The sequence below is a fragment of the Deinococcus soli (ex Cha et al. 2016) genome (assembly GCF_001007995.1).
GTDB lineage: Bacteria > Deinococcota > Deinococci > Deinococcales > Deinococcaceae > Deinococcus > Deinococcus soli.
In genome coordinates, this window is the sequence record NZ_CP011389.1 from 2,110,301 (window position 1) to 2,129,873 (window position 19,573).

General features: G+C 69.0%; 19 protein-coding genes. 7 read left to right on the forward strand and 12 right to left on the reverse strand.

Translation table 11 applies throughout. From position 1 onward, the window contains the following. Window positions 1-124: 124 nt before the first annotated feature. Window positions 125-1,381 (reverse strand): 2-oxoglutarate dehydrogenase complex dihydrolipoyllysine-residue succinyltransferase, encoded by a 1,257-nt coding sequence (gene odhB / locus SY84_RS10440; RefSeq protein WP_046843955.1) that lies wholly within the window; start codon window positions 1,379-1,381, stop codon window positions 125-127. A gap of 220 nt (window positions 1,382-1,601) precedes the next feature. Between odhB and SY84_RS10445 the strand changes: the two genes are divergently transcribed. Next, window positions 1,602-2,336, forward strand: a complete 735-nt coding sequence (locus SY84_RS10445) for a hypothetical protein (protein WP_046843956.1) — start codon at window positions 1,602-1,604, stop codon at window positions 2,334-2,336. Window positions 2,337-2,877: 541 nt separating this feature from the next. On the opposite strand, the gene SY84_RS10450 is transcribed toward SY84_RS10445, so the two are convergent. Next, the gene (locus SY84_RS10450; protein WP_046843957.1) at window positions 2,878-5,724 is read right to left on the reverse strand and encodes a 2-oxoglutarate dehydrogenase E1 component; all 2,847 of its coding nucleotides are present in this window, start codon (window positions 5,722-5,724) and stop codon (window positions 2,878-2,880) included. A 173-nt stretch (window positions 5,725-5,897) separates the two neighbouring features. On the opposite strand from SY84_RS10450, the gene SY84_RS10455 reads away from it, so the two are divergent. From SY84_RS10455 to SY84_RS10470, 4 genes are all read left to right on the forward strand, one after another. Next, window positions 5,898-6,785, forward strand: a complete 888-nt coding sequence (locus SY84_RS10455; RefSeq protein ID WP_046843958.1) for an SMP-30/gluconolactonase/LRE family protein — start codon at window positions 5,898-5,900, stop codon at window positions 6,783-6,785. Between the two features lie 91 nt (window positions 6,786-6,876). Then, the gene (locus SY84_RS10460; RefSeq protein ID WP_046843959.1) at window positions 6,877-7,128 is read left to right on the forward strand and encodes a hypothetical protein; all 252 of its coding nucleotides are present in this window, start codon (window positions 6,877-6,879) and stop codon (window positions 7,126-7,128) included. Between the two features lie 242 nt (window positions 7,129-7,370). Next, window positions 7,371-8,363, forward strand: a complete 993-nt coding sequence (locus tag SY84_RS15945) for a hypothetical protein (protein ID WP_052751119.1) — start codon at window positions 7,371-7,373, stop codon at window positions 8,361-8,363. Between the two features lie 100 nt (window positions 8,364-8,463). Continuing rightward, window positions 8,464-9,852: a serine hydrolase gene (locus SY84_RS10470; protein ID WP_052751120.1), complete on the forward strand. Its 1,389-nt coding sequence runs from the start codon at window positions 8,464-8,466 to the stop codon at window positions 9,850-9,852. 6 nt (window positions 9,853-9,858) lie between these two features. Here the strand turns inward: SY84_RS10470 and SY84_RS10475 are convergent, their stop codons facing one another. The 3 genes from SY84_RS10475 to SY84_RS10485 all read right to left on the reverse strand — a co-directional run bounded on the left by SY84_RS10475 (window position 9,859) and on the right by SY84_RS10485 (window position 11,806). Beyond that, window positions 9,859-10,152, reverse strand: a complete 294-nt coding sequence (locus SY84_RS10475; protein ID WP_046843960.1) for a hypothetical protein — start codon at window positions 10,150-10,152, stop codon at window positions 9,859-9,861. A 105-nt stretch (window positions 10,153-10,257) separates the two neighbouring features. Continuing rightward, window positions 10,258-11,418 (reverse strand): M48 family metalloprotease, encoded by a 1,161-nt coding sequence (locus SY84_RS10480; protein ID WP_081424568.1) that lies wholly within the window; start codon window positions 11,416-11,418, stop codon window positions 10,258-10,260. A gap of 196 nt (window positions 11,419-11,614) precedes the next feature. After that, window positions 11,615-11,806 carry a hypothetical protein gene (locus SY84_RS10485; protein ID WP_046843961.1) on the reverse strand — a complete coding sequence of 64 codons (192 nt, stop codon included), beginning with the start codon at window positions 11,804-11,806 and terminating at the stop codon, window positions 11,615-11,617. 295 nt (window positions 11,807-12,101) lie between these two features. Here SY84_RS10485 and SY84_RS10490 point away from each other — a divergent pair, with 295 nt between their 5' ends. Then, window positions 12,102-12,878 carry an SDR family oxidoreductase gene (locus SY84_RS10490; RefSeq protein WP_245621321.1) on the forward strand — a complete coding sequence of 259 codons (777 nt, stop codon included), beginning with the start codon at window positions 12,102-12,104 and terminating at the stop codon, window positions 12,876-12,878. Window positions 12,879-12,885: 7 nt separating this feature from the next. Here SY84_RS10490 and SY84_RS10495 read toward each other — a convergent pair whose 3' ends face one another. Then, a complete protein-coding gene (locus tag SY84_RS10495; RefSeq protein WP_046843963.1) occupies window positions 12,886-13,092 on the reverse strand; it encodes a YwbE family protein in 207 nt (68 codons plus the stop codon). A gap of 338 nt (window positions 13,093-13,430) precedes the next feature. After that, the gene (gene purF, locus SY84_RS10500) at window positions 13,431-14,849 is read right to left on the reverse strand and encodes an amidophosphoribosyltransferase (RefSeq protein WP_046843964.1); all 1,419 of its coding nucleotides are present in this window, start codon (window positions 14,847-14,849) and stop codon (window positions 13,431-13,433) included. Between the two features lie 151 nt (window positions 14,850-15,000). On the opposite strand from purF, the gene SY84_RS10505 reads away from it, so the two are divergent. Then, window positions 15,001-15,294, forward strand: coding sequence for an endonuclease domain-containing protein (locus SY84_RS10505; RefSeq protein ID WP_245621322.1), 294 nt, complete (start codon window positions 15,001-15,003; stop codon window positions 15,292-15,294). Between the two features lie 65 nt (window positions 15,295-15,359). Here the strand turns inward: SY84_RS10505 and purL are convergent, their stop codons facing one another. From purL to purS, 5 genes are read right to left on the reverse strand one after another with little or no spacing between them, the layout of a single operon-like run. Then, entirely contained in the window at window positions 15,360-17,588 is a 2,229-nt protein-coding gene (purL, locus tag SY84_RS10510; protein WP_046843965.1) for a phosphoribosylformylglycinamidine synthase subunit PurL, read from the reverse strand. Next, the gene (locus SY84_RS10515) at window positions 17,585-18,106 is read right to left on the reverse strand and encodes a DinB family protein (RefSeq protein WP_046843966.1); all 522 of its coding nucleotides are present in this window, start codon (window positions 18,104-18,106) and stop codon (window positions 17,585-17,587) included. The genes purL and SY84_RS10515 overlap by 4 nt, the downstream gene beginning before the upstream one ends. Before the next feature lies 1 nt (window position 18,107). After that, window positions 18,108-18,593, reverse strand: coding sequence for a DinB family protein (locus tag SY84_RS10520; RefSeq protein ID WP_046843967.1), 486 nt, complete (start codon window positions 18,591-18,593; stop codon window positions 18,108-18,110). Next, on the reverse strand, window positions 18,590-19,267 hold the full coding sequence (purQ, locus tag SY84_RS10525; protein ID WP_046843968.1) for a phosphoribosylformylglycinamidine synthase subunit PurQ: 678 nt from the start codon (window positions 19,265-19,267) through the stop codon (window positions 18,590-18,592). Before purQ ends, SY84_RS10520 begins: the two co-directional genes overlap by 4 nt. Continuing rightward, window positions 19,264-19,527, reverse strand: a complete 264-nt coding sequence (gene purS / locus SY84_RS10530) for a phosphoribosylformylglycinamidine synthase subunit PurS (RefSeq protein ID WP_046843969.1) — start codon at window positions 19,525-19,527, stop codon at window positions 19,264-19,266. The genes purQ and purS overlap by 4 nt, the downstream gene beginning before the upstream one ends. Between the last annotated feature and the right edge of the window lie 46 nt (window positions 19,528-19,573).

Below are 19,573 nucleotides of genomic sequence, written 5' to 3' on the forward strand. Positions count from 1 at the left end.
CCCAGGGTAGCGGACGCACTCTGGCAGAAGCCTCACTGGGGGGAGGCGTGAACAGTGAACAGTTGATGGTTGATGGAAGGGACACCCCCTCTATCAACCATCAACGGTCAACCATGGACGCTGCTTACAGTTCCAGCAGCATCCGCGCTGGGTCTTCCAGCAGGTTCTTGATCATGACGAGGAACTGCACGGCTTCCTTGCCGTCGATGATGCGGTGGTCGTAGCTTAGGGCGATGTACATCATGGGGGCGATCACGACCTGCCCGTTCTGCGCGATGGGCCGCTCGATGATGTTGTGCATGCCCAGGATGGCGCTCTGCGGGGCGTTGATGATCGGGGTGCTCATCATGCTGCCGAACGTGCCGCCGTTCGTGATGCTGAACGTACCGCCGCTCATGTCCTCCAGCGTCAGCTTGCCGGACTTGGCCTTCTGGGCGTACCCGCCGATGGCCTTCTCGATCCCGGCGAGGCTCATCTGGTCGGTGTCGCGCAGGATCGGCACGACCAGACCACGGTCACTGGCCACCGCGATACCGATGTCGTAGAAGCCGTGGTAGATGATGTCCTTGCCCTCGACGCTGGCGTTCACGACCGGGAAGGCCTTCAGCGCCTCGGTCGCGGCGCGCACGAACAGGCTCATGAAGCCCAGTTTCACGCCGTGTTTCGCCACGAACTGATCCTGGTACTTCTTGCGCAGGTCCATGGCGGGCTGCATGTTCACCTCGTTGAAGGTGGTCAGCAGGGCCGCGGTGTTCTGTACGTCCTTCAGGCGCTCGCTGATGCGCTGACGGATGCGGGTCATGGGTACGCGCTGCTCGGGACGCGCCCCGGCGGGGATCACGGCGGCGGGCGTCACGGCCTGCGCCGGAGCCTGAGCCGTCTGGGTGGGCGCGGCCTGCTGGCCCACCGAGCCCAGCGCGTCGGCCTTCGTGATGTTGCCCTTCGGGCCGGTGGCGGGAATCTGCGCGGGGTTCAGGCCGTTCTCCACGACCACCTTGCGCACGGCAGGGGAGAGGTCGTCGCGGCGCGTCGCCTCGTTGCCCAGTGCAGCGCTGTCGGGCTGCGTGGCGGTGCCACCCGCGCTGACCTCGTTCGCGATCGGACCGCTGACGGTCTCCTGGGGGGCGGCCGGAGCAGGCGCGCTGCCCGCGTCACCCACGACGCCCAGCACCTCCTCGCTGAGCACCGTGTCCCCCTCGTTCTTCGCGGTGCTGACCAGCACGCCGTCCTGCAGGGCCGTGACTTCCAGTACCACCTTGTCCGTCTCGATCTCGGCCAGGACCTCGCCGCGCTTCACGGCGTCGCCGGGTTTCTTATGCCACGCCAGCAGCGTACCTTCGCTCACCGACTCGGAAAAAACAGGAACTTTGATGTCCGCCATAACGCCCTCAGTTATACCCCCCCGGCGCTGTGACTGCGCCGGGGACGCCCGAACACAACACACGAAAAGCTGGACGCTCACCCAGGCGGGGCTGATCCCGCGCAGGCCGGGTGACCTACGCCGCCGTGCGCCAGACGGCGCATCCTGGCCCGCTGTCCCCTGGATAGGCTTGAGGGGTCGCATTCACGCGCGTCCCACACCCTGCAAGGAGGGTCCCCGCATGCCCAGACTGAACCAGATCATCGCCGTGGAGAAGGGCGTCAAGAGCCGCTCCCTGGCGGAAATCACCGAGGCGCACCACCAGCTTCAGAAACCCACCCTGCTGGGCGGCATCGCCCGCACGTACCGCCCACGCGACGAGGAGGGTGAGACGCTGCCCCCCGAATCGACCCGCGTGCAGGTCCGCGCCGAGGACATCCTGCGGCAGACCGCGGCCATCCTGACCGAGCTGTTCGACGTGACCGCCACGAAGGACTGGGCGAACTGCGAGGCGAAGGCGGACGTCGTGATCGGCGAGCGCGTCCTGCTGCGGGAGGTGCCGGTCAGTTACCTGCTGTTCCTAGAAAAGCAGCTGAACGACCTGAACACCTTCGTGCGCAAACTGCCCGTCCTGGACGCCAGCGAGAGCTGGACCTTCGACCCCGGCGCGGACGCGTACGCCACCGAACCCGTGCAGACCCTGCGGACCCGCAAGGTGCCCCGCAACCACGTCAAGGCCGAGGCGACCGACAAGCACCCCCCGCAGGTCGAGGTGTACTACGAGGACGTCACCGTGGGCTACTGGCGGACCGTGAAGTTCAGCGGCGCGCTGCCCGCCCAGCGCATCCACGAGTTGCAGACCCGCGTGCAAAAACTCCAGCAGGCCGTGAAGTTCGCCCGCGAGGAAGCGAACGCCCACGAGGTCACCCCGCAGACGCCCGGCGAGAAGGTCTTCGCGTACCTGCTCGACAGCTGAATGTGCGCTGATCCAGCCGCGCCCCAGATGGTCAGGGGCGCGGCTTCGCGTGGTCTGGACGGTCTGGCCCGGCGTACGCCGAAGCGCGCATGACGCGCGTCCCGCGCGGCGGGTACAGTGACAGATGGAGGACCAAGTTGAGGTTCACACTCAACCTGAACCGGGAAGTCACCGTCAGTGCAGGTTCGACTCCTGCGCCCGCCACCACGCGGCGGGGTAGCCCAACTGGCAGAGGCAGGTGCGACCCACTTCAAGCTCAGCGTTCCACTCCAGACTGAGCATTCGCGGCCGAACGTCCAATCAAGCACCTTTCCTCCCCCAAACCGAGGCCACAGGTTCGAAACCTGTCCGCCCCTCCACACGGGGCGGTAGCTCAGCCGGGAGAGCGCGGTTTCTTCAAGCTGAAGGGAAGGTTTAAACGTCGTGGACGTGCGCAACTGGGCCGCACACCTGAAGCGGGGGACCGGACATGTCCCTCGCTTCCTTCATGCAGAAAGCCGCGCCCCTGCACTGGGCGGGGGCGCGGCCTTCATGGGCAGGGTCAGCCCTGCTGTTTGGCGGTCTCGGCGAGTTCCTTCTGCTCGGCGACGACCTCGCCGCTGAGTTTCTCGCCCAGCGCGTCGGCGATGACCTTGGCCTGCTCCTTGGCGTGCACGCTGGCATACCCGGCCGCGGTGCTGGCGCTGCGCGGGCGGGTGGCGCCCTTGAGGGTCTGCCCGGGAGCCAGGACCTTCTCCAGGTCCTCCCAGATCATCAGCCACGCGCCCTGGTTCTCGGGTTCTTCCTGCGCCCACACGACCTGCGCGCCGGGGTGCCTGGCGAGTTCGGCGGCCAGGGCCTCGGCGGGGAAGGGGTACAGCTGCTCCAGGCGGATCAGGGCCGTCCCGGCGTAACCTTCACGGTCGGCGTCGCGGGCGTCCACGAGCTCCCAGTGCAGCTTGCCGCTGCTGATGACGACGCGCCGGGCACCCGTGACCTCGGGGTCACCGATGACCTCGCAGAAGCGGCCATCCGTCAGGTCGGACAGGGGGCTCATGGCGGCCTTGTTGCGCAGCAGGCTCTTGGGCGTCATGACGATCAGCGGCTTGCGGTAGGGGCGCAGCACCTGACGGCGCAGCAGATGGAAGATCTGCGCGGCGCTACTGGGCACCACGACCTGCATGTTCTTCTGCGCGCACAGCTGCAGGTAGCGTTCCAGGCGCGCGCTGGAGTGCTCGGGGCCCGCGCCCTCGTACCCGTGGGGGAGCAGCAAGGTCAGGCCCGACAGGCGCTGCCACTTGCTCTCACCGGCGGACAGGAACTGGTCGATGACGGCCTGCGCGCCGTTGGCGAAGTCGCCGAACTGCGCTTCCCAGGCGATCAGGGCCTTGGGCTCACTCGTGGAGTACCCGTACTCGAAGGCCATGACGGCCTCCTCCGAGAGCGTGGAGTCGATGACCTCCACGCGGCCCTGATCTCCGCTCAGGTGCGCCAGAGCCATGTACTCCTCGTTCATGGGATCCTGCGCGTTCTGATCGTGCAGCACGGCGTGGCGGTGCACGAAGGTGCCGCGCCCGGAGTCCTGGCCGACCAGTCGCACGCCGAAGCCCTCTTCGAGCAGCGTGGCGTACGCGAGCATCTCACCCATGCCCCAGTCGAGAGGCTGCTCGCCGCGGGCCATGGCCTGACGGGGCTTGATGACGGTACGCTCGATGGTGCGGTGCACCTTGAAGCCCTCGGGCACCTCGGTGAGTTGCAGGCCCAGCGCGGTGAGTTTCTCCTGCGGGACGGCGGTGCTGACCTCGTCACGCCAGTGCGTGCCGGTGTACCCGCTCCAGTCCACGGCCAGTTTGCTCTGCGCGGCGTTCTCCATCTCCTCGACCACGGCCTCACCCGCGTCGAGCTGATCCCGGAAGCGGTTGACGAGCGCCTCGCCCTCACCGGCGGCCAGAACCCCCTCGGCCTCCAGCTTCTTCGCGTACAGCGCGCGGGTGCCCGGGTGCTGGTCGATCTCGCGGTACATGATCGGCTGGGTCATGCGCGGCTCGTCGCCCTCGTTGTGCCCGTTGCGGCGGAAGCAGATCAGGTCGATGAACACGTCCTTGCCGAACTCCTGCCGGTACGCCAGCGCCAGATCCCCGCAGAACGCCACGGCCTCGGGATCGTCACCGTTCACGTGCAGCACGGGCGCGTTCGCGATCTTCGCCACGTCCGTGCAGTAGCGGCTGCTGCGGGTGTCGCGCGGGTCGCTGATCGTGAAGCCCACCTGGTTGTTGATCACGATACGCACGGCCCCGCCGGTCGCGAAGCCACGCAGGCGCGACAGGTTCAGGGTCTCCATGACCACGCCCTGCCCGCTCACGGCGGCGTCGCCGTGCACGGTGATGGGCAGCACGCTGCGCCGAGCCTCGTCCCCGCGGCGGTCCTGACGGGCGCGGACACTGCCGTGCACGACGGGCGACACGATCTCCAGGTGGCTGGGGTTGAACGCCAGCGCCAGGTGCATCGGCCCGCCGGGCGTGCGCACATCACTGGAGTACCCCATGTGGTACTTCACGTCGCCGGCCACGTCCGGGTTGTCGCTGAGTTTCTTCTTCCCGTCGAACTCGTCGAACAGCACGCTGCTGGGCTTCCCGAAGATGTTCACCAGGGTGTTCAGGCGGCCGCGGTGGGCCATGCCCAGCACGACCTCCTTCACGCCGACCGCCCCGGCCTGCTGGATGATCCGGTCGAGCAGCGGAATGAAGGACTCGCCGCCCTCCAGACCGAAGCGCTTCACGCCCGGGTACTTGTTCTTCAGGTACAGTTCCAGGCCCTCGGCGGCGTTCAGCTTGCTCATCAGGCGGCGGCGCTCGTCGCGGCTGAACACGCCCCGGCCGCGGTTGGCCTCCACGCGCTCCTGGAACCACGCGCGCTCATTGGCGGGCAGATAGTTGAACTCGAAGCCGATGGGACCGCAGTACGTCTCCTGAAGCTGCGCGATCACGTCCCGCAGCGGCCCGCTGAACGGCCCGTCCTGCACCTGCTCGTTCAGGTCCGCAGCGGACAGGCCGTAGTACTCGGGCGTCAGCTCGGGCACCACCGGCAGGCCGCGCATCTTCAGGGGGTTGGTGTGCGCGCTGATGTGCCCGTACACCCGGAACGCCGTGATCAGCGCGCCCGCCGCCTGCTGCGCGCCGCTCACGCCCTGCGGCGCAGGCACCACGGCCCCGCCACGGCGCTGCGTGCCCAGCTGGTAGAACGCCTCCTGAATGGCCGAGTGCGGCGTCTCGTGCGCGCCGCCGCGCAACTCGTCGAAGTAGGCCCGCCACTGCGGATCGACACTCTGGGGGTCCGCCAGGTACGCCTCGTACAAGCCCTCGATGAAGGCCGCGTTCCCGCCGGACATGATCGTCTGCGACTGCGTCATAACGCCTCAGCATACCGCCCCCCGCGCAGCGCATTGGCACCCGCACCCCCCGGAATTTGTTCCCGCGTGCGTAACCATCCCCCCACCCCGGACAGCTCCCGCCCCGGGGGGGCCGGGGCACCCGCTTACACCACCCCCACCCCGCCCGGCCCGTGACCCGTCACCATGAGGGCATGACGCACCCCGCCTTTCAGGTCACGCACGCGGACTTCCCCGCCCTCCTGCCGCCCGGCGCGGCGCCCGAGCAGCTGGGCAGCGGCTATTCCTGGACGGAAGGCCCCACGTACGTGCCCGACCGGCAGCGCGTGATCTTCAGCGACGTGCGCCAGAACCGCACCTGGGCGTACACCGACGCCGGGCAGCTGCTGGAGGAACTGCACCCCAGCGACTACCAGAACGGCCACACCGTGGACGCGCAGGGCCGCCTGATCGCCTGCTCACACGGGGCGCGCGCCCTGCTGCGCCAGGAGCCGGACGGCACTTGGACCACCCTGGCGGACCGGTTCGAGGGCGGCCGCCTGAACTCCCCAAACGACGTGACCCTGCACCCCGACGGCAGCCTGTGGTTCACCGACCCCTCCTACGGCCTCGACAAGCCCGAGGAGGGCGGGCGCGGCGAACCGATGGAGGTGCCGGGCCGCTGGGTGTACCGCCTCGCGCCGGACGGCACCCTGAGCGCGCCCATTCGCGACCGTCACAAACCCAACGGCCTGATCTTTGCGGGCGCGGACACGCTGCTGCTGGCCGACACGGGCGAGCACCCCGGCACGTACCGCTACCACGTGACCCCCCAGGGCGAGGCCACGCTGGAGGGCCTGCACTTCACCGTGACGCCCGGCAAGACCGACGGCCTGCGCCTGGACGAGGCGGGCCGCATCTGGAGCAGCGCCGCCGACGGCGTGCACGTCCTGACCCCGGACGGACAGGAGCTGGGCCGCATCCTGTTCCCGCAGACGGTCAGCAACCTCTGCTTCGGCGGGCCCGACGGCACCACCCTGTTCGTGACCGCCACCAGCGGCTTCTGGCGCGTCCCGACGACCACCCGCGCCCTGCGCCTGTAAAGTCCTGTGCCTGTAAAAGCACACGTTTCGCCAAGAACGTCATAAGGGCCGCCCGCCCGAACGCCGGGGCGGCCCTCCGTACACTGGGGTCATGCAGATCCTGTCACGCGTGACCCTGACCTTCGGCGTGATTATCCTGATCGCCGCCGCGCTGCTGCTCGGGAAGGACGTCATCGACATCAACCAGCTGCACGCCGTGGCGAACGCCAACCGCAGCACGAACTTCCCCAGCCCGCTGAACACCGTGCTGATCACCGCCGTGCTCGCCGTGATCGGCGGATTCCTGACTGGCCTTGGCCTGGGCATGCCCAAACGCCTGCCCCGCACCCCCCAACCCCACTGAATCTGCCGTTTTCCAGGTGATCCCCGGTGCTGTTCAGGCCGGGGATTTCTGATGGGTGCGCCGCATCAGCTTTAAATGACCTTGATAATGTAGAAAACCGCATTTATGAAAGTCCATTTGAGTGAATACTGAAGAACCGCGTTTTACATGAAAAATGACCATTGTTTAAAGGACTGTCTTTGGGCCATGGCGTAGGCTCGTGGAACTTCAAAAAGAGTGTCACCCCAATCAAGGAGTTCCCCATGAAAAACCCTGTCGCCTGCACCCTTGCCCTCCTGATCGCCTCCGCCGCCCTCGCCGGTGGTGGCCCCAGCGTCGCCCGCCCCGCCGGTACCACGGTCAATCCCTTCGGCGCCACCGCCGCCGCCCCCATGACCATGCCTGCCGTGCTGTCCGACCTGCAACGCGCCGGCACCACCCTGACGCTCGTCACCGGCCGCAACGTCATCGCCGGCACCGTCAGCGGCCCGACCGTGACCGCCATCGGCAGCGAACCCGCCACCTCCGTCGTCGCCACCACCGGCGGCACCCAGCGCCGCTACACGCTGCTGAACCCCGTCCGCCCCGGCGTCGTGACCCCCGTGCGCGACATCCGCCTGCTGCCGGTCGCGCCGGTCGTGCTGCTGCCCATCCAGGCGCCGCAGCCCGCCCCCCGGCCCATCGCTGCCCCCGTCACCCCAGCACCTGCGCCCGTGACCCCCGCCCCGATCGTGCAGCCCACGCCCATCGTGCAGCCGGCCCCCGCGCCGGTCCAGCCGGCGCCCATCCAGCCGACTCCGGTGCAGCCCACCCCAGCCCCTGTGCAGCCTGAACCCACCCCGCCCGCTCCCGAGGACCCCATCAGCATCTGCCACCGGACTGGCAGCGACACCAACCCGTACAACCTGATCACGGTCAGCCGTAGCGCCCTGGACGCGCACTCCGGGCACGGCGACATCATTCCCGCTCCGGAAGGCGGCTGCCCCACCACCGCCGGGGACGCCACGCAACCCAGCCCCGCCCCGGTGCAGCCCGCCCCGGCCCCCGGCCAGCCGGAACCCACCCCCCCAGGTGACGGCAACGACAAGGTCAGCATCTGCCACAAGACCGGCAGTGACAACAACCCCTACAACCTGATCACGGTCAGCCGTAGCGCCCTGGACGCCCACTCCGGCCACGGGGACATCATCCCCGCGCCCGCCGAAGGCTGCCCCACCGGCACCAAGACCGGCAACGGGAACGGCAACGGCAAGTAACGCCTGACGCACCACTTTGGCGGCGCCCCCTGAATTCCAGAGGGGCGCCGCCTCTGCCGTACCCAGAAGGGGCCCCGCGTGCCATCATGCGCGCGCACCCATGAACCTGCGACTCCTGATTGCCGCGCTGCTCGTCACGACCGCCCAGGCCGCCCCCACCGTGCAGGGCGCGTGGCACGGCCCGTACTACCGCCTGACCCTGACCGGCCTGAGCGCCCGCGACGGCACGATCCGCTGGACGCCCGGCGGGACCGGCGCGGACCTGAAGTTCAGCGCGGCGCTGCCCACCCTGACCCGCACGGTGCCCACCGCGCAGGACCAGATCCGGATCCGCGTGCAGGGCAGGGACATCGAGATCCGCAGCGCGCAGGGCCGCCCGCTGCGCGTGAACCTCATGCCCGTCCGCGCGGGCGTCGAGGGACCTACGCGCTTCACGGCCATCGACGTGTACCCCGAGGAAGCCTGGACCGACTACGACCCTGTGCCCGTCACGCCCTGCCGCGCACCCGCACCTGTGCCGGAACTGCCGTACCAGTCGCCCCGCTTCGCCACCGGCCCCGTCGGGTTCTACCTGGCGCAGATCGACCCGCGCACCGGCACCCCCCTGCGCGTCATCGCCAACGACCCGGACCGTCTCTACCCCCTGGCGAGCACCTTCAAGCAGATCGTCCTGTGGGGAACGCTGCGCGACGTGCAGGCCGGACGCCTGAGTCTGAACACCCGCCTGAGCATCACGGAAGCCAACCGCAGCATCGAGTTCTACCAGCCGGGCGCGCGCACCGTGCAGAACCTCGCCACGCAGGCGACCGTGGCCAGCGAGAACACCGCCAGCGACGTGCTTCACCTGCGTTACGGTCCGGAACGCCTTCAGACACTCGTGACTGCGCAGGGCGCGTGCCACACCCGCGTGAACACCACCACCAAGGCGTGGTGGGCCGCGCAGGCCGGCCTCCTGCCGGACGTGTACGGCCCCGACCTGACCGCCGGAGCGGTGCAGGCCTTCGCCCTGCCCCCGGCGCAGGAGGCCGCGCTGCGCGCCCGCGCCGTCACGCAGGCGCAGACCCTGAATGCCGACCGCGTGCTGGACAATCTCGACCGCTACTTCTTCAGCCCCACGTACCACCCGCAGACCGAGGTGCAGCTGCAAAACCGCAGCACGCCGCGCGAGTGGGCCACGCTGATCACCCGCCTGTACCTGGACCCCAGCCTGAGCCCCAGCAACCGCGCGTTCCTGCGCGACACCCTGGCCAGAGGCTGCTGCCGCGTCAGGGACCCCGCCGTCGCGTACTGGGGCTCGAAGGCCGGCAGCGGGTGGCGGAACGTCACCATGAGCGGCCTGCTCACCCTGACCACCGGGCAGAGCTTCGTGTACGCCTACTTCAACCCCGGCTCGGACACCATGGAAAGCGTGTTGATCGAGAAGCAGTTGCCCGACATCGCCCGCTACGTCCTCGAGAACGCCAGGCGGCTTGCCAGCAGCGCCCCGTAAGCCCGCCTACCCGCCCAGCACCCGCACCAGTTCAGCCTTGCTCATACCGCTGCGGCCCGCAATGTCCTTCTCGCGGGCGCGGTTGTACAGTTCATCCCGCGTCAGGTCCACCAGCGCGGCGTCCGGATTCCCGGTGCCCTGCGTGCGCCGGCTCGGGGTGCGGCCCTCCTCGCGGCGGTGCTTGTTCACCGTGCGGGCCGCGATCTCCTCGGCGCGGTCCGGGGACTCACCACGCGCCAGCTCACTGTCCCTGACATGCCGGTACTGCCGTTCATCCTTGCCACTCCAAGCTCTGGGCATACGCACCTCCTGAGACGCCGAGCCTAAGCCGGGCCGGGCTGCGCGCCGATGAAAAGCCCCTCAAGCTCGCGTCATGAGGGGCAGAGGCTACGCGGGGTCAGTCGGTCAGTGGTTCAGCAGGTACTGCCGCCACTCCTGGGCCTGCGCCTCGATGGGCCGCACGAACGGCGTCAACTCCAGCCGGATCCACTCCGCCGTTTTCGGCGCGAGGTGCACCGTGCCGGGCTGCGGGTGCGACAGGACCACCTGCAGGCGATCTGACGTCGCGGGATGCGAGTCATCCAGGCTGGTGCGCCCCAGCGCCGCCCGCTGCGCCGCCCACTGCTCCTGCGGCAGGTGGTCGAGCATGAACGCGTACTCCGCGAACGCGTGCGGACGTTCCGGCATGTACCGCTGCTTGTGCAGCGCGCTGTCCAGCAGGTGCGCCATGTGCAGGCGGTCCAGCAGGACCACCATGGCCTCCGACCCGGCCACGCGCGTCGCCATCAGATCCGCGCGGAACTCCGCGGCCTGACGGTCCGCGCCGACCAGCCACGCCAGCAGCCGCGCCGCGCCCAGCGGTACCAGGGCCAGGAGGGTCATCAGGGCGTTCGTGACCATCGGGATCAGGCCCTCCTTCGAGCGGCTGATCCCATCGGGCAGCAGGGCGTGAGCCATTCGCTCCAGCACGGAGAACGCCAGCGCCACCACCCCACCCCGCGCCGGGTCACCGTTGCGCAGGTGCGCCAGTTCGTGCGCGATCAGCCCAACCTGACCCTGCGGGGACAGCGCCCACCACAGTGGCAACCCCAGCGCCAGCACCGGCTCGCGCCGCCAGCCCGCCAGGCCCATGGACGCATTCGCCTGCCCGTCCAGCACCACCCGCACCGGGCGCGCCACGCCCAGTTCCGCTGCCACGCGCCCCACCAGCGCGTGCAGTTCCGGCGCGTCCTGCGCGGAGACCTCCTGCCCCTCCGGCTGGTACGGTCGGGGAACGGCCAGCCACGCGAACAGCAGGATCAACACGCCCAGGAATCCCACCACGCCACGCGTGACGCCCGGGTACCCACCCACGCCCAGCGCGACCAGCAGCCACCACGCCCCCAGCAGCACCGACGCGCCGAACGACAGGACGACCAGCCACGCCCCCACCAGCCCCCACACGGCCCGGCCCGACGTGCGCGGCGATTCCGACGTCAGGAACGCGTCCCGCACCCGCGCGGACTCGCGTGCCACCACACCCTGCCACACGCGCCCCAGCGCCCCCGGCTCACCCTGAACGGTCATAGACCAGCCCACCATAGCCCGCCCCGTCCGCGCGCAGGACTGCACCCTGGGCACTCCCCGGCAGGGGCACGGGCACGCGGGCAAACAGGGCACACCCGCGGACCGCCCGCACCATCACAGGTAGCCCCGGACACCGCGCCTGGTCAGCGGCACGCACGTCCGGGGAAGTCAGAACCCCGCAGCTGGACAGGGGCAGTTACTCGGTCAGGCTGCGGTTCAGGCGAGCCTTGTCCTCGGCGATCTTGCCCAGGATGAAGAACGTGGGCGCCCAGTGCCCCACGAACAGCCCGTCCCGTTCCTTGTCAGAGGACTCGTTCTGGAAGTACTGCGTGGCGCTGATCAGAATGGACGCGAACCCGGCCAGATACAGGATGTTGTGCAGTTTCATAGGGACCTCCGGAAGAACAGTCAGAACAGAGAACACGCGCCGCGCGGGCGGCGTACCACCCGGAACGCACCCGTCCCGGTCACCGACCTCCACACTTCACCGCAGACCACCGCGCAAGATCGTAGGGGTTCGGACCCTCTGAGATGAACCTCAAGTGCCCCTGAACTCAGCCTCAACCGTGCCCTCACGCCCAGCCCATCGTGGGACGGTGAAGTGCGGTCCAGTCGGCCTCGCGGACCGTTCACGTCAGGCGGCAGCGAACCAGGGGCGACGACGCACGGAGGTTCAGATGGGCATGTTGACAGGCAAGGTCGCATTCATCACCGGAGGCGCCAGCGGCATCGGCGCGAGCACCGCGCGGCGGTTCGCGCAGGAAGGCGCGTGGGTCGCGCTGGCCGACGTGCAACCCGACGAGGGCGAGAAGGTCCGCGACGAGATCACCCAGGCGGGCGGGGAAGCCCTGTACGTGCCCTGCGACGTGAGTGACGAGCAGTCCGTCCGGGACGCCATCGAGGCGACCGTCGCCGCGTACGGGCGCCTGGATATCGTGTTCGCGAACGCCGGGATCAACGGCGTGTGGGCCCCCATCGACGAACTGCACCCGGACGAGTGGGACAAGACCCTGAACATCAACCTGCGCGGCACGTACCTCACCGTGCACTACGCCGTGCCGCACCTGAAACGCGCGGGTGGCGGCAGCATCCTGATCACCAGCAGCGTCAACGGCAACCGCACCTTCTCCAGCCCGGGCGCCAGCGCCTACAGCGCCTCCAAGGCCGGGCAGGTAGCGTTCACGAAGATGATCGCGCTGGAACTCGGCCGGCACAACATCCGCTGCAACGCCATCTGCCCCGGCCTGATCCACACGAACATCCAGGAACGCACCGACCAGCGCCACACCGACCAGATCGGCATCAAGGTCGAACTGCCCGGCGGCAGCCCCGCCCTGCACGGCGGGGAAGGCGAACCGGTGGACGTCGCCGACGCCTGCCTGTTCCTCGCGTCCGACCTGGGCCGCCACGTGTCCGGCATCGAACTGTACGTGGACGGCGGCGCGTCCCTGCTGCGCTAGGCGGTCGCTACGCGTTTGGCTGCGCAGAGATGACCGCCTGCACCCGCCCCACCTCCCCACTGGTCAGGCGCACCTTGATCCCATGCGGATGCGAGGGGGAGCGGGTCAGGAGCGCCGCCACCACGCCCCGCGTCAACCGCCCGGTCGGCTGATCCTGCTTCTGAACGATATCCACGGTCACGCCGGGCTGAATCTGCGAACGGAGAGGAGGCATGGACTCAGGGTACGGGACGCTGCCGCGTAGGTCGTCTGGCGGATGGGGCTGGCCGCAAGGGTGGGTATGCTGGGTGGGTCTGGGGGAGTGGTCTCAAGAGGAAGGGCACCGGTAAAAACGTTCAGTGACCGGAAAGGCGGAAGTCTTGGGCGCAGGCTGAAAGGCCGGGACGGGTTGCGGATGCACCTATAGCGGCCCCGCGAGGGGTGGGTTGAAAGCAGCAAGGGAAGCGCGTTTCCTGGAAAGTTCCAGCGTCATTCATGCGGGTTCGACTCCCGTCTCCTCCACCAAAAAAGCATCGGCCTCCGCGCGGGGCCGATGCTTCGTTCCGGCTGGGTTCAGACTTCCAGTGCCAGCTTGTCCACGTCGTTCAGTAGGGGCGTTCCGGCGGGGTACTCGCCGTTGAAGCACGCGAGGCATAGGCCGGGGCCGCCGACGGCTTCGCGGATGCCCTGCTCACTGATGAACGTCAGGGTGTCCGCCCCGATCAGGTCGCGGATCTCCTCGATGCTGTGCGTACTGGCGACGAGTTCCTTGCGGGCGGCAGTGTCGATGCCGTAGAAGCACGGGTGCTTGATGGGCGGGCTGCTCACGCGGAAGTGGACCTCGGTCGCGCCTGCTTCGCGCAGGAGGTTCACGATCTGGCGGCTGGTGGTGCCGCGCACGATGCTGTCGTCCACCAGCACGACGCGTTTGCCGCGCACGGCGCTGGTGGGGCTGAGCTTCATCTTGACCTTCAACTCGCGCGCTTCCTGCGTGGGCGCGATGAACGTGCGGCCCGCGTACGGGTTCTTGTACAGGCCGTAGTCGAAGGGAATGCCGCTCTCGCGGGCGTACCCGATGGCCGCGCCGATGCCGCTGTCCGGGACGGGCACGACGATGTCGGCGTCCACGGGGTGTTCCCTGGCGAGCTGGTGGCCCATGCGGATGCGGCTCTCGTGGGCGTCCGCGCCGTCCAGCTGGCTGTCGCTGCGTGCGAAGTAGATCCACTCGAACGCGCAGGGGGTGGGTTTCTTCGGGGCGACCATCAGGGAGTGCAGGCCGGTGCGGTCGATCCACACGAGTTCGCCGGGCTGCACGTCACGGATCAGGCGCGCGCCGACGGCGTACAGCGCGCACGGCTCGGACGCAATCACGTACGCGTGGTCGTCCCGCTGCCCGATCACCAGGGGCCGCACGCCGTTCGGGTCGCGGAAGCCCAGCAGTTGCGTGCGGCTCATCAGTACGCACGCGAAGCCGCCCTTCAGGCGCTTCATGGCGGCCGCGGTGGCCTCCACGAGGTCCATGTGACTCTCGCGGGCGATGAGGTTCAGCATGACCTCGCTGTCGTTCGTCGTCTGGAACAGCGCCCCCTGCATCAGCATGTCGTTGCGGACCTCGCGGGCGTTCACGAAGTTCCCGTTGTGCGCCAGGCCCAGGATGCCCTTGTTCGTCCGCGTCGTCAGCGGCTGCGCGTTGAAGCGCAGGTTGCTGCCGGTGGTGCTGTACCGCACGTGCCCGATACTCACCCGCGCGTTCGCCAGCCGCACGCTGTCCAGGCGCCGCTCGTCGAACACCTGCGTCACCAGCCCCAGATCCTTCTCCACGTGGAACTTCTCCCCGTCCGACACGCACATCCCCGCCGCCTCCTGCCCACGGTGCTGCAAGGCGAACAGGCCCAGGTACGTGAACCACGCCAGATCCAGCGGCTCCGGCGAGAACATGCCAAACACACCGCATTCATCCTGCGGCTTATCAAGAATCGGATCAAAGATCATGCAAGGCTCCAGAGGTGGGGCTGGGGGCGCGCGTGGCCCCCCCTCCCAGCCTCCCCCACGAGGGGGGAGGGGTGAAAAGATGGGCGGGATGCAGCGCAGGCGACAGAGGGGAAGCCTCAGTACCGAGGTGGCGCGGCGGTTGCGGCGTGACATGACGCCGGAGGAACGGCTGCTGTGGTCGCGGCTGCGCGGGGCAGGGCTGGGCGTGAGTTTCCGGCGGCAGGAGGTGATCGGGCCGTTCGTGGTGGATTTCGTGTGCTATCAGGCGCGGCTGGTGGTGGAACTGGACGGGAGCCAGCACGCGGGCAGCGAGTCGGACCGGCTGCGGGACGCGAAGCTCACGGCGGACGGGTTCACGGTGCTGCGCTTCTGGAACCATGAGGTGCGGAGCAACCTGGACGGTGTGCTGGCGCGCGTCGCGGAGCATCTGGCCGGCGTGACGTGACTCCTCCCCCCTTGTGGGGGAGGTTGGGAGGGGGGTGGCCGTGTGACCACCGCTCCCGCCGCGGTTCATCCCAGGATCTCCGCGAGGGGGGTCGTAAAGGCGTGGGTGAGGGCGCTGAGGGTCACGCTCAAGTGTATGTGGTGCCCTGGGAGGGCAATGGTGACGGTATCGCCGCCGGTGGTGCCGAGGCGGGTGAAGGGGACGCCCTGGGTGTTCAGGGCCGCTTCGGTGGCGGCTGCGTCGGGGGTGGCGATGAGGATGCGGGCGTGCGCCTCGCCGTACAGCAGGGCGTCGGCGCGGGTGGTGGTGGGGGCGTTCAGGGTGACGGTCAGGCCGGTGTTCCCGGCGATGGCCATTTCACTCAGGGCGACGGCGAGGCCGCCTTCGGCGCAGTCGTGCGCGGTGTCGGTCAGGCCCGCGCGGATCAGGTGCAGCGTGGCGTCGATGACGGCCTGCTCGCGGGTCAGGTCAAGGGTAGGGACGCGCCCGGCTTCGAGGCCGTGGACGGTTTCAAGGTACTGGCTCGCGCCGATGCTGTCGGCATGCTCGCCGATCAGGTACAGGGTCTGGCCGGTGCCCTTGAGGTCCATGGTGGCGCGCTTGGTGACGTCGGGGAGCACGCCGACCATGCCGATGGTGGGGGTGGGGTGGATGGCGACGCGTTCGTCGCCTTCGGTGTACTGGTTGTAGAGGCTGACGTTCCCGCCAGTGACGGGGGTGTTCAGGGCGCGGCAGGCGTCGGCGATGCCGTGCACGGCGCGTTCCAGCTGGTAGTACACCTCGGGCCGGTGGGGGTTCCCGAAGTTGAGGTTGTCCGTGATGGCCAGCGGCGTGGCGCCCACGCAGGCGAGGTTCCGGGCGGCCTCGGCGACGGCGGCGGCAGCGCCCGCGTACGGGTCGAGGTACACGAAGCGCGGGTTGCAGTCGCTGGTCGCGGCGACGCCCATGGGGCTGCCCTTGACGCGCATGACGGCGGCGTCGGCCGCGCCGGGCACGACGACGGTGTTCGTCATGACCTGATGGTCGAAGCGCTGGTAGATGGGGCGCTTGCTGGCAATCGTCGGATGAGCAAGCAGGTCGGTGAGGACCGCGCCCAGGTCGCCGGGGACGGGCACGCCGCTCAGGTCACGCTCGCGTTTGGCTTTGATCTCGTCGGATTCGATGCCCTCGCGGGTGTACTTCGGGGCCTCGTTCAGCAGGTCCACCGGCAGGTCGCAGACGACCTCGCCGCGCCACGTCAGGCGGTAGTTCGTGTGCCCCTCCACCTGCCCGATGGTCACCACGTCCAGTTCCCACTTGGCGAGCAGGTCCAGCAGCTCCTGCTCCTTGCCGGGAACGGGTACCAGGATCATGCGCTCCTGCGACTCGCTCAGGCACAGTTCCATGGGCACCATGCTGTCCTCGCGGGTGGGCACCAGATCCAGGTCCATGGTGATGCCCAGCCCGGCGCGGTACGCCATCTCGCAGGTGCTGCTCACCAGTCCGGCGGCTCCCATGTCCTGCACGCCCGCCACGACGCCCGCCTGGATGGCCTCCAGCGTCGCCTCCAGCAGCAGCTTCTCCATGAACGGGTCGCCCACCTGCACGGCGGGGCGGTCCGCCTGACTGGCGTTGCTGAGGTCGGCGGACGCGAACACCGCGCCGCCCAGCCCGTCCCGCCCGGTCTTGCTGCCCACGTACACGATGGTGTTCCCGACCTCACCCATCGTCCCCTTCGCCAGATCCTCGTGGCGCAGCAGGCCCAGCGCCATCACGTTCACGAGCGGGTTCTCCTGGTAGCTGGGGTGGAAGGTCACCTCGCCGCCCACCGTGGGCACGCCGATCGCGTTGCCGTAGTGCGCGATGCCCTCGACCACGCCGTTCAGCAGGAAGCGGGTGCGGGGGCTGTCCGGGTTCCCGAAGCGCAGGGAGTCCAGCACCGCGAACGGCCGCGCGCCCATCGCGAAGATGTCGCGCAGGATGCCACCCACGCCCGTCGCCGCGCCCTGCACCGGCTCCACGGCACTGGGGTGGTTGTGGCTTTCCATCTTGAACGCCACGCCCCACCCGTCCCCGATATCCACCACGCCCGCGTTCTCACCGGGACCCTGGAGCACCTGCGGGCCGGTCGTGGGGAAGTGACGGAACAGCGGGCGCGAGTTCTTGTACCCGCAGTGCTCGCTCCACATGGCGCCCACGATGGCGGCCTCCAGCGCGTTCGGCTCCCGGCCAATGCGCTCCACGAGCAGGTCGAATTCTTCGGTGGACAGGCCAAACGTGCCCGCACGGTCGCGGAGGGTGGCGGCTTGCGTCATTGAAGCTCCTTGGTGACCAGGGCGATCTGGCCCCGGTGGTAGGCGGTGTGGCGAAGGTGGTACGTGACACTGCCGGTCACATCCCGCCGTTTGTGAAACATCTGGAACGTCGCGTCCGGATCGAACCTCCCAGCGGGCGCGTTTTTCAAGTCCCGCCGCGCCGCGTTGAACACGTCACTCACGGCGGCGCGGATCAGGGCGGGCGCGTCGGTCTCCTCGGCCAGGGTCGGGCCGTGCGCGGCGCGTGCCCAGTCGGTGTCCTCGAAACCCAGGTACCCGAAGGTATGGGCGGGGTCAGGGCCGGTCAGGCCGGGCTGGATGGTGGCCCGCGTCCAGTCCATGACGTGCAGCGCGTGCCACGCGACCCGGTGCCCGACGCGCGGCACGCGCCCGAACAGGGCGTCCGGGCAGGCGTGCAGCGCCGCCTCGAACGCCGTGAACTCGGCGTCGAGCAGCTGCACGATCAGGGACTGCGTGGACAGGGGCTGTGTCATCAGGGGCTGGCGCGGATCGGTCATGTCAGGCCTTCAGCAGGAGGTTCAGCTGTCCGCGGTGGTAGCCGATGTGGCGCAGCTGCATCCCGAGGGCGAGGCGGCGGGGGCGGGTGCCGCTGGGGGTGGCGGCGCTGAAGACCTCGCCGTCCAGGGCGCTGTCGCTCGCCTGTTCCAGCCACGCAACGACCTGCGCGCCAGTGTCGTCCAGTGCCGCCAGGATGCGCTCTCGGGGGTCGCTCTCGCTGACGGGCGCGGGCTGGGTGCCCAGCGCCTGCACGCGGGTGTTGTCCTCCCACCCGAGGTGGTGGTAGTTCGGCGTGCGGTCGTCCAGCACCATCAGACGCAGCCACTCGGCGATGTGTAGGGCGTGCCACGCGGGGCTGTGGCACATCCGGGGCGTGTGGAAGGCGTCGCCCGGCGCCTGCTCCAGCGCGGCGCGGAACAGCTCCAGTTCGCTGCGGAACTGCTCGGCCAGGTAGGCCGTCACGGCGCCGGGCGACGGGGGGGTCACCGGGACACCAGCGCGCCCTTCAGGTTCAGGCTGTCGAACAGGCCGCGGCCGTCCTCGCTGCCCAGCAGGGCCTCCACGGCCCGTTCGGGGTGGGGCATCATGCCGAGCACGTTCCCGCGTTCGCTGACGATCCCGGCGATATCGTTCAGGCTGCCGTTGGGGTTGTCCACGTAGCGGAACACGACCTGCCCCTCGCCCTCCAGCCGCGCGATCGTCTCGGGGTCGGCGTAGTAGTTGCCCTCACCGTGCGCGATGGGCACCTCGATGACCTGCCCCTTCGTGTACGCGCCGGTGAAGGCCGTACCGGTGTTCTCCACGCGCAGGTGCACGGGACGGCACAGGAAGTGCAGGTCCCGGTTGCGACTCAGCGCGCCGGGCAGCAGGCCGGACTCGGTCAGCACCTGGAAGCCGTTGCAGACGCCCAGCACGTATCCGCCGCGCTCGGCGTGCGCCTTGACGGCCTGCATGATCGGGCTGCGCGCGGCAATCGCGCCAGAGCGCAGGTGATCGCCGTAACTGAACCCGCCGGGCAGGAACACCAGCTCGGTGCCCTGTGGCAGGCCGGCCTCGGTGTGCCACACGAACTGCGCGCCCTCGTCGAGCAGCAGCTGCGCGGCGTGCAGCGCGTCGCCGTCGCAGTTGCTGCCGGGAAACTGGATGACGGCCGTCTTCACGCCCCGACCAGCTCCTCGCTCAGCTCCCAGCGGGCGTCCTCCATCACCGGGTTCGAGAGGACGTTCTCGGTGATGTCCTTCAGCTGCGCCTCCACTTCCGCGCGGCTGCCCGAGAGGGTCAGTTCGATGTACTTTCCGACGCGCACGCCACTCACGTTCCCGTGATCCAGGTGAGACAGCGCCCGCTCCACGGTGCGGCCCTGCGGGTCGAGAATGCTGGGCTTCAGGGTCACGAACACTTTCGCTTTAAAGGTGGACATGGTGGGGCTCCTTCGGAGGGCAGGTGGTTAATGGGTGATGGTTGAT